The organism is Rhizobium sp. SG2393, assembly GCF_042610495.1.
In the GTDB taxonomy this organism is placed as follows: Bacteria; Pseudomonadota; Alphaproteobacteria; order Rhizobiales; family Rhizobiaceae; genus RU20A.
On the sequence record NZ_JBHGAP010000001.1, the window covers coordinates 1552447 to 1568217 of the forward strand.

Here is a 15771-nt window from a genome sequence, read left to right on the forward strand (position 1 = left end):
AACAGGGATCTGAACGCGAAAACGCCCGGCACGATGGCCGGGCGTTCCGCAAAAGCGATCCTGTCGCCACGCCCGACCAGACGGCAGGGCGCGGCTTTGAACCTTACGGGTTCTGCACGTAGTCGTACTTGCCTTCGGCGTTCTTCTTCCAGGTGTACATGACGTAGTCCGGACGCGTGATGTCGCCCTTCTCGTCGAAGCCGAGTTCGCCGATCGCGGTTGCGAACGGGCCCTTGGCCTTGATGGCTTCGGCAACGGCCTGGCCATCGGTGCTGCCGGCAGCCTTGGCGGCTTCGGCGATCACCTGCAGAGCGGCGTAGGAGTAGAGCGTGTAGGCTTCCGGTTCGAAGCCGGCGGCACGGAACTTTTCAACGAGCTCCTTGGCGGCCGGGTTCTTGCGCGGATCGGGCGCGAACGTCATCAGCGTGCCGTCGACGGCGTCGCCGGCGATGGAGGCGAGTTCGTTCGAGACGATACCGTCACCCGACATGAAGGTTGCCTTCAGGCCCTGGTCGGCAGCCTGGCGCTCCAGCAGACCGAATTCGGTGTGCAGACCGCCGTAATAGATCATGCTGACGCCGGCATCCTTCATCTTGGCGATGAGGGCGGAGAAGTCCTTGTCGCCGGCATTGATGCCTTCGTAGACGGTTTCCGTCACGCCGGCAGCGTTGAGCGCCTTCTTGGTTTCGTCGGCAAGGCCCTGACCATAGGGGGTCTTGTCGTGAATGACGGCGACCTTGGCGTCCTTGAAGTTCGCAGCAATATAGGCGCCGGCAACGGCACCTTGCTGGTCGTCACGGCCGCAGGTACGGAAGGTGTTCCACAGGCCACGCTCGGTGAAATTCGGGTTGGTGGAAGCCGGCGTGATCTGCACGATGCCGTTTTCGGCGTAGACTTCGGATGCCGGGATGGAAACGCCCGAGTTGAAGTGACCGACAACGAACTTCACGCCGTCGGCAACGAACTTGTTGGCAACCGAAACGCCCTGCTTCGGGTCGGACACGTCGTCGCCGAGAACGATCTTGATCTGCTCGCCATTGATGCCGCCGGCAGCGTTGATGTCTGCGGCAGCCTGCTCGGCACCCTTCTGGAGCTGTGCACCGAAGGCAGCGTTCGGGCCCGTGAGGGGACCGGCAACGCCGACCAGGATGTCAGCCCAGGCAGTGCCGCTGAAAGCGACCATTGCCGAAAGAGCGACGGCCGACAAAAGAGACTTCTTCATCTTGTAACTCCCAATAGCCAAGCGGGTGTCTGTTTAGGACCGGTCGCAATAACCCACCAAAATTGCGCCGGTATTTATGAGGCGCCGGGAGATGAAGCCCGCGCGCCGTGTTCCCGATTATTTCGATTTCCAGGAGAAGGGCGAGGCCTTCTCGTAGAGCCAGTAGTAGTTGTTGGTCATCTGCTTCGTCCTGTAGAAGCGGAATCCGGCGACAGCAAACAACAAAAGAATGACGGTGTCCACGACATAAAACTGCAACGAAAACATCGTGCCGTTGAAGAGTGCGTGATGGATGAAACGGATCGCGACACCCAGCAGAAGCGTGTAGATCAGGAGCGTTGTCGTGCCCTGCCAGGCCTCGGCCACGCTCTTGCCGGTGCGCCAGGCCGTCCAGCCGCCCATGATGATCGTGATGAAGAAGAACTGCAGGATCGACGGTTCTTCGTGCAGGATACCCTGAAGCATGATGCTGTCCTCCGACCTCAGTGACGCCCGCCCTCGAGATACGCGGCGCGCACCTCGGGGTTGGCCAGAAGCTCACGACCCGAACCCGTCATGGTCACCTTGCCGTTCACCATGACATAGGCGCGGTGCGACAGCTTGAGCGCCGCAAACGCGTTCTGCTCCACGAGGAAGACCGTCAGGCCTTCCGTCTCGTTGAGCTTCCTGATCGCCTCGAAAATGCCCTTGACGATCAGCGGCGCAAGACCGAGCGACGGCTCGTCCAGGAGCAGAAGCTTCGGACGCGCCATCAGCGCGCGGCCGATGGAGAGCATCTGCTGCTCGCCGCCCGACAGCGTGCCGCCGCGCTGGCTCTGGCGCTCCTTCAGGCGCGGGAAGAGCGTGAAGATCTTCTCGACGTCCTCGTTGAAATATTTGAGGTTGTCGAGGCTCGCGCCCATCTGCAGGTTTTCATAGACGGTCATGCGCGGGAAGATGCGGCGCCCTTCCGGCGACTGGGCGATGCGAAGACGGGCAATCTCGTGGGTCGGCATGCGCGTGATGTCGCGGCCCTCGAAGGTGACCGTTCCGGTGCGCGCCTGCGGACTGCCGCAGATCGTCATCATCAGCGTCGATTTGCCGGCACCGTTGGCGCCGATCAGGCAGACGATCTCGCCCTTCTTGACCTCGACATCGACACCGCCGAGCGCGCGGATATTGCCGTAGTAGGTTTCGACGCCCTTTACGTTGAGAAGAGTCTCGCTCATCAGTGCTTGCCCTCCCCTGCGCCTTCGGCCACGACCTCGATCTCTCCGATCACCTCTTCGACCTCTTCGTCCTCGACGCCCAGATAGGCCGCGATGACCTTCGGATCGTTCTTCACATGCTCCGGCGTGCCGTCGGAGATCTTCTGGCCGTATTCCAGCACCACGACATGGTCGGAGATTTCCATGACCACGGACATGTCGTGCTCGATGAGCAGGATCGACGTGCCGGTCTCGTCGCGGATGGCGCGCAGCAGCGTGTTGAGGGCCAGCGACTCGCGCGGGTTGAGGCCGGCGGCCGGCTCGTCCAGGCAGAGGAATTCCGGCCCCGTGCACATGGCGCGCGCAATCTCCAGACGACGCTGGGCCCCGTAGGGCAGATCGCCGGCCGGATCGTCGGCGCGATCGAGCAGATCGGCCTTCTCCAGCCAGAAGCGTGCCTTGTCGATCGAGGCTGCCGCCGCCTTCTTGTAGGCGGGAAGACCGAGCAGGCCGAGAACGGTGTAGCCCGATGCCTTCATCAGCGCATTGTGCTGCGCCACCAGCAGGTTTTCCAGAACCGTCAGGCCCGAGAAGAGACGGATGTTCTGGAAGGTGCGAGCGACCTTGGCTTCGCGCGTCACCATGAAGTCCGGCAGCCGCTCCAGCATGTAGGACTTGCCGGACTTCTGGGTCATGGTGATCATGCCCATGGTCGGCTTGTAGAAGCCCGTGATGCAGTTGAAGACGGTCGTCTTGCCGGCGCCGTTGGGGCCGATCAGCGCGGTGATATCGCCGCGCTTGGCCTCGAAGGAGAGGTCGTTGATCGCCATCAGGCCACCAAAGCGCATCGAGAGATGCTCGACCTTGAGAATGCTGTCCTTGGTCATTGTCGTACCCGTCGAAGCCATCAGCCGTGACCTTCCTTGGTGAAGCTGCCGGAGACGGCCTTGCGCTCATAGAGGAAGGCGGTGGGTTCACGCGATCCGACGAAGCCGCGCGGCTTCCAGACCATGACGACCACCATGGCGATGCCGAAAATCAGCATGCGGTAGAGTTCCGGCGTGAAGTCCGGTCCGAACACGGCCTTGAGGAAGGTCATTTCGCGCAGGAGTTCCGTACCCCCGATCATGAGCGCCGCCGCAACCGCGATCCCGATCAGCGAACCCATGCCGCCGAGAACGACGATGGCGAGGATGATCGCGGATTCGAGGAAGACGAAGGATTCCGGCGAGACGAAGCCCTGGCGAACCGCGAAGAACGAGCCGGCGAAACCGCCGAACATGGCGCCGATCGAGAAAGCCGTCAGCTTCGTCGTCACCGTGTTGATGCCGAGCGAGCGGCAGGCGATCTCGTCCTCGCGCAGCGCTTCCCAGGCACGGCCGATCGGCATGCGGCGCAGCTTAATCGTGACGTAAGCCGTCAGCAGCGCGAGTGCCAGGATGAGGTAGTAGAGGAAGATCTTGTAGTAGGCGGACGACATCGGCAGGCCGAAAGCCTTGGCGAAATTGTTCGGCGCAGACACGTCGAAGGACCAGATACCGAAGAAGGTCGCCTTCGGGATGCCCGAGACACCGAAGGTGCCGCGCGTCACGTCCGTCCAGTTGATGAGGACGAGACGGATGATTTCCCCAAAGGCGAGCGTGACGATGGCGAGATAGTCACCCTTGAGCCTCAGCACCGGGAAGCCGAGTATCATGCCCCAGAAGGCGGCGAGAATGCCGGCGAGCGGCAGCAGGATCCAGAAGGACAGCCCAAAGGTGGAGGCCAGCAGCGCGTAGGAATAGGCCCCGACCGCATAGAAGGCGACGTAGCCGAGGTCGAGCAGACCGGCAAGGCCGACCACGATGTTCAGACCCCAGCCGAGCATCACGTAGATGAGGATCTGGATGCCGAAATTGTCCACCCACTTCAGCGAGCCCTGCACGCCCGACAGCGCGATGACGACGGGCGGGAAGAGCACCAGCGCGAGAACGGCGAGCTTGGAGAAGTTGCGCTTCAGGAAGCTCTCTTCCGTATCGGCAACCGCCGCATCCCGGGTCGCCTTGCGGGCGGCCATGTAGGGACGCAGATAGGCGACCGTAATGAAGCGGCCGACCATGGCCACGCCGATGAAGATCGCCAGCAGGCCCCAGCGCTGCACCAGCACCAGTTCGTTGCGGATGTTCTGGTCGGTCTTGAGCCCGACGAACAGGATGAAGAGGCCGAGCGAGACGAGGCCGGCATAGAAGGCTTCGCGCAGGGCCTGCGCCGTCAGAGAGGGTCCGGCGGCGGGCGTGTTGGATTGAGGATTTGCCATGGGATCAAACCTTCTCGACTTCCGGTCGTCCGAGAATGCCGGACGGCTTGAAGATCAGGACGATAGCGAGGATCGAGAACGCCGCCACATCCTTGTAGTCGATGCTGAAATAGGCCGACCACAGCGATTCGATCAGGCCGATGAGGATGCCGCCGATGACAGCGCCCGGCAAAGAGCCGATGCCGCCCAGAACGGCCGCCGTGAAGGCCTTCACGCCGGGTACGAAGCCATCGGTGAAGACCACGACGCCGTAATACATCAGGTACATCGTACCCGCGACGGCGGCGAGCGCGGCCCCCATGATGAAGGTGACCGAGATCGTGCGGTCCACGTCGATGCCGAGCAGGGCGGCCATCTTGCGGTCCTGTTCGGTCGCGCGCTGGGCGCGCCCCAGCGGCGTGTGGTTGACGATGTACCAGAAGGCCGTCAGGAGCACCGCGGTGATGACCACGATCAGCAGCTGCTTCAGCGAGATCGAGATGCCGAAGACATCATAGACCGAAGTGACGAGCGGCGGGATCGGCTTGTTGCGCGGGCCTTGCGTCACCTGGATGAAGTTCGACAGCGCAATCGACATGCCGATGGCTGTGATGAGCGGCGCCAGGCGGAAGGAGCCGCGCAGCGGACGATAGGCCACCCGCTCGATCGTCCAGTTCCACAGGCTGACCATCAGCATGGCGACCACCATCATGATGAGCAGGGCCAGCGCCACCGGAATGCCGGCGAAGAAGGAGGTGAGCAGGAGAAAAACGATGAGCGCGGCGAACCCGCCGAGCATGAAGATATCGCCATGGGCAAAGTTGACCATGCCGATGATGCCGTAGACCATCGTGTAACCGATGGCGATCAGGCCATAGATCGAGCCAAGAGTCAGCCCGTTCACGAGCTGCTGGATGAAATATTCCATACCAATCCCCCGGATATGATCCTTGAGCGGTCATATCTCTTGTTTTCGCACCCTTTGCGGGCTTTTTCTGCGGATGAGGATTCCATAGCGGTTTGGATCGAAATTGAAAGTCAAAAATCACGAAAAGGACAGGTTCTTGTAACACTTGCAAGAATCTGCCGCATTTCCTGCCGTTTCGCTCGCTTTGGCGGCATTATTCTGTGGATTTTGAGCGCATTTTCGAATTTTCTACGAAAGCAGGGCGCGGTCGTGACCGCGCCCCGGTGTCGCCACATGACGAAAATCAGGAGCGCATGCGCGATCCGTTCGCGTCGAACAGCGGCTGCGCCTGCAGACGGGCCGCCAGCACCTCGCCGAGCAGTTCCACCGACCAGCCGTCCGCCTCGTCGGCGATCTCCTTCGGCACATAGCCCATGGCGACCGAAAGCCCGGAGGCGTGTGCATAGCCGCCCGACGTGACCCAGCCGCGCACTTCGCCCTTGTGATAGATCGGCTCGTCGCCGATCACGTCGGCATCCCGGGCATCGATGATGAAGGTGCGCAGCCGCAGCGTGCCGCCCTCGGCCTTTTCGGCCGCCGCCGCCGCCTTGCCGATGAAGTCGGCGGGCTTGGAGAGTGCCACGAAACGGCCGAGCCCGGCTTCCAGCGGCCCGTAGAGCGGACGATATTCGCGCGACCAGCTGCCGAAGGACTTTTCCAGCCGCAGCGCATTGAGCGCCCTGAGGCCGAAAAGCCGGATGCCATGCGGCGCTCCCGCTTCCAGGATCGCGTCGAACAGGTAGCGCTGGTATTCCGGCTTCATCCAGATCTCGTAGCCGAGATCGCCGGTATAGCTGACACGGCCGACGATGGTCGGCGCCATCCCGAGATCCATGCGGCGGATGTCCATGAAGGGGAAGGCCGCGTCGGAGAGATCGAGATGCGTCAGCGCCTGCAGTACGTCGCGCGCCTTCGGCCCGGCGACCGAAAGGCCGACAAGCGCGAGATTCAGCGCCTCGATCGTCACCGACCCGTCCTTCGGCAGATGGCTCTCGAACCAGCGCATATGGTAATCTTCCGCAATGCCGGAGCCGATGACGAGGAAATCCCCCTCGCCCAGCTTGGCGAGCGTGAAGTCGCCGATGAGCTTGCCGTCCTCCTTGAGCATCGGTGCCAGCGTCATGCGGCCCGTGGCGGGAATGCGGGCTGCGAGCATCCGGTCGAGCCAGGCTTCGGCACCCGGTCCCTTCACCGCATATTTGGCAAAGCCGGAGGTTTCCATCAGGCCGACGCCCTCGCGCACCGCCTTCGTCTCGGCGGCGACCGTGTCGAAATCGGTGGAGCGGCGCCAGGAGAAGTGATCCTGGACACCCTTGGGCGCAAACCACAGCGGCGCCTCGAGGCCGTAGGAGGCGCCGAAGACGGCGCCGGCATCCTTCAGCCGGTCGTAGATCGGCGTCGTCAGGAACGGGCGGGCCGCCGGCAATTCCTCGTTGGGGTAGCGGATCGAGAAGCGGCGGGAATAGTTCTCGCGCACCTTCTTGTTGGTGTAGCCGAGCGTTGCGAAACTGCCGTAGCGGGCAACGTCCATGGCGAAGACATCGAAGCCCGGATCGCCGTGGATCATCCAGTTGGCGAGCGCCAGCCCCACGCCGCCGCCCTGGCTGAAGCCGGCCATGACGGCGCAGGCCGACCAGAAGCCGGTCATGCCGCGCACGGGACCGACGAGCGGGTTTCCATCCGGCGAGAAGGTGAAGGGGCCGTTGATGATCTTGCGGATACCGGCATTGTTGAAGGCCGGGAAGTGGCGGAAGCCGACTTCGAGCTCGGGCGTGATGCGCTCGATATCCTCCGCCAGCAGCTCGTGGCCGAAATCCCAGGGCGTGTTGACGGGCGACCAGGGCCGGCAGGCCTTCTCATAGGTGCCCATCAGCATGCCGTTGCGTTCCTGGCGCAGATAGATCTCGCCGTCGAAATCGACGCAGTGCATCAGCTCCTTGCCGCGCGTCTTGTTGAACTCGATGACCTCAGGCATGTCCTCGGTGATGAGATACATGTGCTCCATGGCGAGCACCGGCAGTTCCAGCCCCACCATGCGGCCCACCTCGCGGGCCCACAGGCCGCCGCAGTTGACGACATGCTCGGCGATGATCTCGCCCTTGTTGGTGATGACGCGCCAGTGGCCGTCCTCGCGCTGCACGAGATCCTCGACCTTGGTGTGGAGATAGATCTCCGCGCCGTTCTTCTTGGCGGACTTGGCATAGGCATGGGTGGTGCCATAGGGATCGAGATGGCCCTCGACGGGATCGAACACGGCGCCGACAAACTGGTCGGGATCGATCAGCGGCATCAGGTCATGCGCTTCCTTCGGGGTCAGCAGATGCGCGTCGAGACCCATGTAGCGGCCCTTGGCGAGGATCGACTTCATCCAGTCGAACCGCTCCTTGGTCGCCGCCAGCATCATGCCGGAGGTCATGTGCAGGCCGATATCCTGGCCGGAATACTCCTGGATCTCCTTGTAGAGTTCCACCGTGTATTTCTGCAGCTTGGCGACGTTGGGATCACCGTTGATGGTGTGCATGCCGCCGGCCGCATGCCAGGTGGAGCCGGAGGTCAGCTCCGAGCGCTCCACGAGCACGACATCCGTCCACCCGAATTTTGTCAGGTGATAGAGCACGGAACAGCCGACGACGCCTCCACCGATGACGACGACCCTGGCATGGCTTTTCATGAAGATTTCTCCGGGATGGAATGGGCGCTCTGGCGCGGCACCACCCGGAAACAGCGACCGGCGGGCACCGCGATTTCCACCACGCTACCCAGAATCCGTGCGCCGCAAAAGCCATCCTGACGAAGACGATTGGCGCGATTGCGCCATTTTCTGGCCGATAAGCGTCTCGTTTGCGTCACATCATGACGCATTCCGTCGTCAGTCGGAAAAGCCCACGGAAAGCCCGAATTCGCGCCCCATCAGAAGGAGGTCGTCGGTGAGCGCAACCGCATAGCTTCGCGTCACCGCGATCTCGAATCGGTCAGGCGCGACAGCGGCGAGATTGGCCGCGACATGGCCGATCACGACATTTGCGGAGCGGCCGACGGGGAAGGCATCGGGCCTCAGATCCACGCCCGCCCCCTTGGCGAGAATGGCGCGCACGGCGGGGCCGGAAAGGTCGAGCAGCACACGGGCATCCGACTGGTCGATGACATCGGCCATGCCGGCCAGCGTCATGGAGAGCCGGCCGAGAAGCCCTTCCGGCACCTCGTCCCGCGACACCGCCAGCCACTCGCCGGGTGAAACGTATCGCAGGCCGGCGCCGAGTGCCGACAGCAGAACGGCCTTTGCCTCCGCCTCAAAGGCCGGCGCAACGAGCACGCTCGCCATGGCGGCGGAGCGGATGACGGCGAGGTGATCGGGCGCAGGAAGGCCAAGCCGGATGGCGCTGTGGGCATCGAGCGGATGGACCTTGCGGAAGGTGGCGGAGGAAGAAGGCGTTGTCGTCGTCATGGCGCTTGCCTCACCCGTTGATTTTCTGGTTGTCGGGATCGACGAAGACGGGCCGTACGACTTCGGCGACAACCTCTTCGCCATGCATGCGATCCCAGACCACGATGCGCTCGCCATAGCGCTCGCGACCGGATTTCAGGAAGGCAAGCGCGATGTGGCGACCGACGACGGGCGAATAGCAGGCCGAACTCACCCATCCCTGGTCGTTCAGCGTCGAGGGCTTGGCGCCTTCCCGCAAGAGATGCGCCCCGGCCCGCATCGCCTTGTCCTTGTCGACGGGCAGCAGGCCGACCATCTGCATGCGGTCCGCCGCCGTCAGGCCGTAGCGGGAGGACAGCCGCTTGCCGATGAAGTCGGGCTTCTGCGTCGAGAGCATCTTGCCGAGGCCGAGATCGTCAGGCGTCGTGCGGCCGTCGATTTCCGCGTGGGTGACGAAGCCCTTCTCGATGCGCAGCACGTTCAGCGCCTCGAGCCCGTAGGCGGTGATGCCGTGAGTGCGGCCGGCCTGCATGAGAGCTTCGGCCACCGCCTCGCCATGGCTTGCCGGCACCGCCAGCTCATAGGCAAGCTCGCCGGAAAACGAGATGCGGAACAGCCGGGCCCGAAGACCGCCCTTCAGCGTCACGGCCCCGGCAGCAAGTGCGGGGAAGGCAGCGTCGGAGAGATCGGCCTCCACGAAGGGTGCGAGCACCGCGCGCGCCTTCGGCCCGGCAATCGACATCTGCGCCCACTGGTCGCTGACCGAGACGAAGCGCACGTCGAGATCGGGCCACAGCACCTGCGCGGCATATTCCATGTGCGAGAGCACGCCGGCGGCAAGCGCCGTGGTCGTCGTCACGAGGTAGTGCGTATCAGCGAGCCGGCTGACGGTGCCGTCGTCATAGACGATCCCGTCCTCGCGCAGCATCAGCCCATAGCGGGCGCGGCCGACCGGCAGCTTCAGCACGGCATTGGAATAGAGGCGGTTGAGGAATTCGGCAGCATCCGCGCCGAACACCTCGATCTTGCCGAGCGTGGAAACGTCGCAGATACCGACGCCATTACGCACCGCCAGCACCTCGCGGTTGACGGTGTCGTTCAGCCCCTTCTCGCCCGGACGCGGAAAATGCGAGGAACGATACCACGGCCCCGCCTCGACAAAGCGCGCGCCCTCGGCCTCCGCCCAGCCATGCAGCGGCGAGCGGCGGATGGGGCTTGCATGCATGTCGCGTGCCGTCCCCGCCAGTGCGCCGAAGGAGACGGGCGTATAGAAGGGCCGGAAGGTCGTGGTGCCGACCTCGGCCGGGCTGACACCCTGCATGCCGGCCAGAATGCCGATGGCGTTGATGTTGGAGAGCTTGCCCTGGTCGGTCGCCATGCCATTGGTGGTGTAGCGTTTGGCATGCTCGACGTGACCGAAGCCTTCCCGCAGCGCGAGCCCCAGATCGTCCGACGTCACGTCGTTCTGGAAATCGACAAAGGCCTTCGAGCGCGCGCCCGGAACGAACCACAGGGTCGCGGGCTCGGATGCCTCGCGCGCTTCCGCCTGTGGCAGGGGCGCAGGCGCAGCGCGACGGCCGAGATCGGCAACGGCGCCAAGCGCCTTCGAGACACCGTCTGCGAGCGCCGCCGACAGCGAGCCGTGGCCCGCGGCCGCACCGGCAACGGTGAGCTGCGGCCCGGTGTCGGGCGCCAGAAACGCCGCATGCGCCTCAGACCACACCGGCTTCAGGCCGCGCTGGCAGGCGAGATGGATGACCGGGCTGTATCCGCCCGACATGGCGAGCGCATCACAGGCGATCGTCTCCCGGAAGCCGGATCGCTCGACGGTGATGCCATCGACCCTGAGACCGCCGCTGCTATCCACCACGGCACCGCCGGCAATGACGCGCACGCCTTTCGGCGCGGCATCCTGCGCGCCCGGACGCACGTCGATGATCGCAGGCACGGAGACGCCGACACGCACCAGATCCGCCGCCGTCTGGTAGCCCTGCGGCCCGGTGGTGAAGATGGCGACCGAGCGGCCGGGCGTCACCGCATAGCGGTTGACATAGGTGCTGATCGCACTCGCCGTCATGATGCCGGGGCGGTCATTGCCGCCGAACACCAGCGGCCGTTCCTCTGCGCCGGAAGCAAGGATCGCGCGCGCCGCCGCGATGCGCCAGACGCGCTCCACCGGCCGCGTGGAGACGGGCTCGACCACATGCTTCTGCACCCGCTCCACCGCGCCGAAGACATTGTCGTCGTACCAGCCGAACACGGTGGTGCGTGTGAGGATGCGTACATTCGACAGCGATTTCAGCTCGTCCACGATATGTGTGGCAAAGACGGGCGCCGCCTGGTTGTCGATGACATCGGTCTCGCCCAGCAGCCCGCCGCCGGGGCGGAACCCTTCGTCGGCGAGGATGACGTCGAGCCCGGCGCGCGCGGCTGTCACCGCGGCCATCAGGCCGGCGGCACCGGCACCGATGACGAGCAGGTCGCAATGCGCCCAGCTCTTCTCGTAGCCGTCAGGGTCGCGTTCCAACACGGCCCGGCCGAGACCGGCGGCGCGGCGGATGATCGGCTCGTAGACCTTCTCCCAGAAGGCAGCCGGCCACATGAAGGTCTTGTAGTAGAACCCAGCCGAGATCATCGGCGAGAGAAACCCGTTGACCGCGCCGACATCGAAGGAAAGCGACGGCCAGCGGTTCTGGCTCTTCGCCGTCAGCCCGTCATAGAGCTCGGCGACCGTGGCGCGCGTATTCGGCTCGCTGCGCGCACCGCTGCCGATCGTCACCAGCGCGTTCGGCTCGGAGGCACCCGCCGTCACGATCCCGCGCGGGCGATGATACTTGAAGGACCGGCCAACCAGCGTGATCCCGTTCGCCAGCAGCGCCGAGGCCAGCGTGTCGCCGGCAAGGCCGCGCATCCGCCGCCCGTCGAAGGAGAAGTCGAGGCTGGCGCCGCGATCGACGAGCCCGCCATTGTCGAGACGATGGGCGTTCATGCCGTTCTCCCCCGCGCGAAGACCGCGCCATCCGTCACCGAATAGACCTCGTGGCTCACCGTATCGCGTTCCACGACGAGGAAACGTCGGCAGCCGCCCACATGCTGCCAGTGCTCGAAGGTGCGCCCGCGCGGGTTGGCACGCACGAAGACGTAGTCCGTCCACGCCTCGTCGGAAGCGGCGGGATCGGGCCGCAGCGGCGCGGCATCACCGCGCACGACGAATTCTTCCTTGGGACGGATGCCGCAATGCGGGCAGGCGATCAGACTTGCCATGACGCGTTCTTCTCAATGCAGGTTCGGTTGCGGCCCGGCGCCGTGTTCGTCGATCTCGTAGCCGCGCTCGAAGCGGTCGAGACGCAGCGCACGCGCCACCGGATGCGGATCGTTCTTTGCGATCAGATGCGCGAAGCAGAAACCGGAGGCCGGCGTCGCCTTGAAGCCGCCATAGCACCAGCCGCAGTTGAGGTAGAGATTATCGATCGGCGTGCGGTCGATGATCGGCGAGCCGTCCATGCTCATGTCCATGACGCCGCCCCAGGCGCGCAGCACCCGAACCCGCGACAGGCCGGGGATCATCGTCACCCCCTCCTCCATCACATGCTCGGCAGTCGCCAGATTGCCGCGCTGCGCATAGGAGGTGAAGCCGTCGATCTCCGCACCGAAGACGAGGCCACCCTTGTCGGACTGCGAAATATAGAAGTGTCCGCCGCCATAGGTGATGACATGGTCAATGGCCGGCTTGATGCCCTCGGTCACGAAGGCCTGCAGCACATGGCTTTCGATCGGCAGCTTCAGCCCGGCCATGGCGCCGACCACGGTCGTGTTGCCTGCCGCCGCCAGCGCCAGCTTGCCGCAGCCGATGAAACCCTTCGAGGTCTCCACGCCGGTGACGACGCCGTCCTCGCGGCGAATGCCCGTCACCTCGCAATGCTGGATGATGTCGACGCCATTGCGGTCGGCGCCGCGCGCATAGCCCCAGGCCACCGCATCATGACGCGCCGTGCCGGCCCGCTTCTGCAGCAGGCCGCCGAGGATCGGATAGCGCGCATGGTCGAAATTGAGGTAAGGCAGCATGGATTTCAGCTGCGCCCGCGTCAGGTTCTCCGCCGGCACGCCCTCCATCCACATGGCATTGCCGCGCCTGAGATATTCGTCGCGCTGGCCGTCGGAATGGTAGAGATTGATGATGCCGCGCTGCGAGAGCATGACATTGTAGTTCAGGTCCTGCTCCAGCCCTTCCCAGAGCTTCATGGAAAACTCGTAGAAGGGCTCGTTGCCGGGCATCATGTAGTTGGAACGCACGATGGTCGTGTTGCGCCCGACATTGCCGGAGCCGAGATAGCCCTTTTCGAGCACCGCGACATTGCGCACACCAAACTCCTTGGCGAGGTAATAGGCCGTCGATAGACCATGCCCGCCGCCACCGACGATGATGACATCGTAATGCGGCTTCGGCTCCGGCTGGCGCCAGGCCGGCGTCCAGCCGAGATTTCCCTTGAGAGCGTTGCGAAGGATGGAAAGAGCCGAATAGCGCATGCAGCAACCCGTATGTTTCGCGCCTACACTGGCATAGGCCGAAGACGCTTCAAAGCATCGCAATCGCCGCACCGCGCTTTTGCCGGCGAGGTGTGGCAAGGCTGGCACGTCGCCGCCGGCCGAGGCCGAAATGCCGTCTTCGGCCTTGCTTGTAGCGAAAGATCGGGGAAGATGCTTCCCCGGATGCGTCGTCAGACGCCGAAAGGCAGACAGGACCAGCAATGCTCGACATTCTCCGGCAGACCGCCATCGAAGCCGGCCAGGCGATTCTCGCCATTTACCGCCGCGGCGCGTCTGTCGAGTGGAAGCCGGATTGCTCACCGGTCACCGATGCCGATTGCGAGGCCGAGCGCATCATCCTCGCGGCACTGCTGAAGGCTTTCCCGGACATTCCCGTGGTCGCCGAGGAATCGGTGGCGGCCGGCTGCGTACCGGATATTTCCGGCGGCACCTTCTTCCTCGTGGATCCCCTGGACGGCACGCGCGAATTCATCGCCCGCCACGACGATTTCACCGTCAATATCGCCCTCATCGAAGCGGGAAAGCCGGTTCTCGGCGTCATCTACGCCCCGGCGCTGGGCCTGCTCTATACCGGCGCCGGCGGCCGGGCCGAGAAGGTGGTGATCGGCGAGGATGCGGTGGAACAGCCGTCCGTCGTCATCGGCTGCCGCAACCGGGGCGACCGGATCGTGGCGGTCGCCAGCCGCTCCCACAACAGCGAGGAAACCCTGGCCTACCTGCACGAACACGGGCTTCAGGATTTCCAGGCGGTCGGCTCTTCGCTGAAATTCTGCCTGCTGGCGGAAGGCCTTGCCGATATCTATCCACGCTTCGGCCGCACCATGGAGTGGGATACGGCGGCCGGTGATGCCATCCTGCGGGCCGCAGGCGGTGAAACGCTGACCATGGATGGCGCACCGCTGGCCTATGGCAAGCGCGATATGGGCGGCAAGGAGGATTTCGCCAACCCCTTCTTCGTCTCGCGCGGTCGCCCGTAACCGTCAGACAACGGGGAAGAAAGCAGCGAAAAACCGTTTCGGGACAAATCGCCCCCTGCTCCGCCATCCCCCTCGCTCACCCCGCTCCTAGGCTCGTTGCATCGATTGCAGCCTGCCGAAGGACGAGACACCGATGAGCGACACCACCCCCAATCTCGCAATGCCCTACATCCTGCCCTCGCAGGCCATGAAGCACGTGACGCACAACGAGGCCCTGCAGATCCTGGATGGTGTCGCCCAGCTCGCCGTGTTCGGCACGCTGGCTGCCCCGCCCGCGACGGCAGACGACGGCACCTGCTTCGAGATTGCTGCCGGCGCTTCGGGGCTATGGGCCGGCCGCGCCGGCAAGCTCGCGCTCCGGCAGGATGGCGACTGGATCTATCTCACGCCGCGCGCCGGCTGGCGGGCCTGGTTCCTTGAAGACAATCGCATGATGGTCCATGACGGCGCGGGCTGGGAGATCTTCGATCCCATCGGCAACCCGCCCCGCTTCGGCATCAACACGAGCCCAGACGACACCAACAGGCTTGCGGTGGCGAGTGCGGCAAGCCTCTTCACCCATGTCGGCAACGGCCACCGCATGACCGTCAACAAGGCGGCGATCGCTGAAACCGCAAGCCTGCTCTTCCAGTCGAACTGGTCGGGCCGCGCCGAAATCGGCCTCACCGGCAGCGACCAGCTGACCATCAAGACCAGCGCCAACGGCGTAAGCTGGGCGACCGCGCTCTCCATCTCCTCCGCCGGCGCAGTGCTGATGCCGCAACGGCCGCTGGCCCGCGCCACGCTCGGCGGCGGCGTCCAGACCCCCGCGGACAACAGCCTCACCGGCTTCCAGACGCTGGCAGTCTCGCAGGGCAATGTCAGTCTCGGTGCAGCCGTACCCGGCGGCATCGGTAACCGACTGATCGTGCCCGTCACCGGTCCGTATCTGGTCGCGCTCAGCGTCGATGCCAATCCGAGCGGTGCCTTCACCGTGACGGTCGAGGCCAATGGCGCGACGGCGCTCGCCCGCATCGCCGACAACGACACGGCCACCGCAGCCTACCAGCGCAGTGCCGTCGGCCTTGCCATGCTTACCGCCGGCGACTGGCTGGCGCTGAGGCACACCGGCACGACGCCGCTGGATTTCGGCCTCAACAAGACCGAACTCGTGTTGGTGATGCTCTGAAAA

Annotated in this window: 13 protein-coding genes; 2 read left to right on the forward strand and 11 right to left on the reverse strand. The window is 64.4% G+C overall.

What is annotated here, in order from left to right:
* Nucleotides 1-103 precede the first annotated feature (103 nt).
* From ACED18_RS07315 to ACED18_RS07365, 11 genes are all read right to left on the reverse strand, one after another.
* Nucleotides 104-1222 (reverse strand): branched-chain amino acid ABC transporter substrate-binding protein, encoded by a 1119-nt coding sequence (locus tag ACED18_RS07315; protein WP_377290436.1) that lies wholly within the window; start codon nucleotides 1220-1222, stop codon nucleotides 104-106.
* A 117-nt stretch (nucleotides 1223-1339) separates the two neighbouring features.
* Entirely contained in the window at nucleotides 1340-1687 is a 348-nt protein-coding gene (locus tag ACED18_RS07320) for a DUF6867 family protein (RefSeq protein WP_377290438.1), read from the reverse strand.
* A 17-nt stretch (nucleotides 1688-1704) separates the two neighbouring features.
* The gene (locus tag ACED18_RS07325) at nucleotides 1705-2430 is read right to left on the reverse strand and encodes an ABC transporter ATP-binding protein (protein ID WP_377290440.1); all 726 of its coding nucleotides are present in this window, start codon (nucleotides 2428-2430) and stop codon (nucleotides 1705-1707) included.
* Nucleotides 2430-3317, reverse strand: a complete 888-nt coding sequence (locus tag ACED18_RS07330) for an ABC transporter ATP-binding protein (RefSeq protein ID WP_377290442.1) — start codon at nucleotides 3315-3317, stop codon at nucleotides 2430-2432. The genes ACED18_RS07325 and ACED18_RS07330 overlap by 1 nt, the downstream gene beginning before the upstream one ends.
* Nucleotides 3317-4705 (reverse strand): high-affinity branched-chain amino acid ABC transporter permease LivM, encoded by a 1389-nt coding sequence (gene livM, locus ACED18_RS07335; RefSeq protein WP_377290444.1) that lies wholly within the window; start codon nucleotides 4703-4705, stop codon nucleotides 3317-3319. The genes ACED18_RS07330 and livM overlap by 1 nt, the downstream gene beginning before the upstream one ends.
* A 4-nt stretch (nucleotides 4706-4709) precedes the next feature.
* Nucleotides 4710-5612, reverse strand: coding sequence for a branched-chain amino acid ABC transporter permease (locus ACED18_RS07340; RefSeq protein WP_377290446.1), 903 nt, complete (start codon nucleotides 5610-5612; stop codon nucleotides 4710-4712).
* Nucleotides 5613-5895: 283 nt separating this feature from the next.
* Complete coding sequence (locus ACED18_RS07345; RefSeq protein WP_377290448.1) at nucleotides 5896-8322, reverse strand: FAD-dependent oxidoreductase; 2427 nt, start codon at nucleotides 8320-8322, stop codon at nucleotides 5896-5898.
* Between the two features lie 198 nt (nucleotides 8323-8520).
* Complete coding sequence (locus tag ACED18_RS07350; RefSeq protein ID WP_377290450.1) at nucleotides 8521-9096, reverse strand: sarcosine oxidase subunit gamma; 576 nt, start codon at nucleotides 9094-9096, stop codon at nucleotides 8521-8523.
* A gap of 10 nt (nucleotides 9097-9106) precedes the next feature.
* Nucleotides 9107-12064: a sarcosine oxidase subunit alpha family protein gene (locus tag ACED18_RS07355; RefSeq protein WP_377290452.1), complete on the reverse strand. Its 2958-nt coding sequence runs from the start codon at nucleotides 12062-12064 to the stop codon at nucleotides 9107-9109.
* Complete coding sequence (locus ACED18_RS07360; RefSeq protein ID WP_377290454.1) at nucleotides 12061-12339, reverse strand: sarcosine oxidase subunit delta; 279 nt, start codon at nucleotides 12337-12339, stop codon at nucleotides 12061-12063. Before ACED18_RS07360 ends, ACED18_RS07355 begins: the two co-directional genes overlap by 4 nt.
* 12 nt (nucleotides 12340-12351) lie before the next feature.
* Nucleotides 12352-13602 (reverse strand): sarcosine oxidase subunit beta family protein, encoded by a 1251-nt coding sequence (locus ACED18_RS07365; RefSeq protein ID WP_377290456.1) that lies wholly within the window; start codon nucleotides 13600-13602, stop codon nucleotides 12352-12354.
* Nucleotides 13603-13823: 221 nt separating this feature from the next.
* Here ACED18_RS07365 and cysQ point away from each other — a divergent pair, with 221 nt between their 5' ends.
* On the forward strand, nucleotides 13824-14600 hold the full coding sequence (cysQ, locus tag ACED18_RS07370) for a 3'(2'),5'-bisphosphate nucleotidase CysQ (RefSeq protein ID WP_377290458.1): 777 nt from the start codon (nucleotides 13824-13826) through the stop codon (nucleotides 14598-14600).
* Between the two features lie 133 nt (nucleotides 14601-14733).
* Nucleotides 14734-15768: a DUF2793 domain-containing protein gene (locus tag ACED18_RS07375; protein ID WP_377290460.1), complete on the forward strand. Its 1035-nt coding sequence runs from the start codon at nucleotides 14734-14736 to the stop codon at nucleotides 15766-15768.
* The last annotated feature ends 3 nt before the right edge of the window (nucleotides 15769-15771 follow it).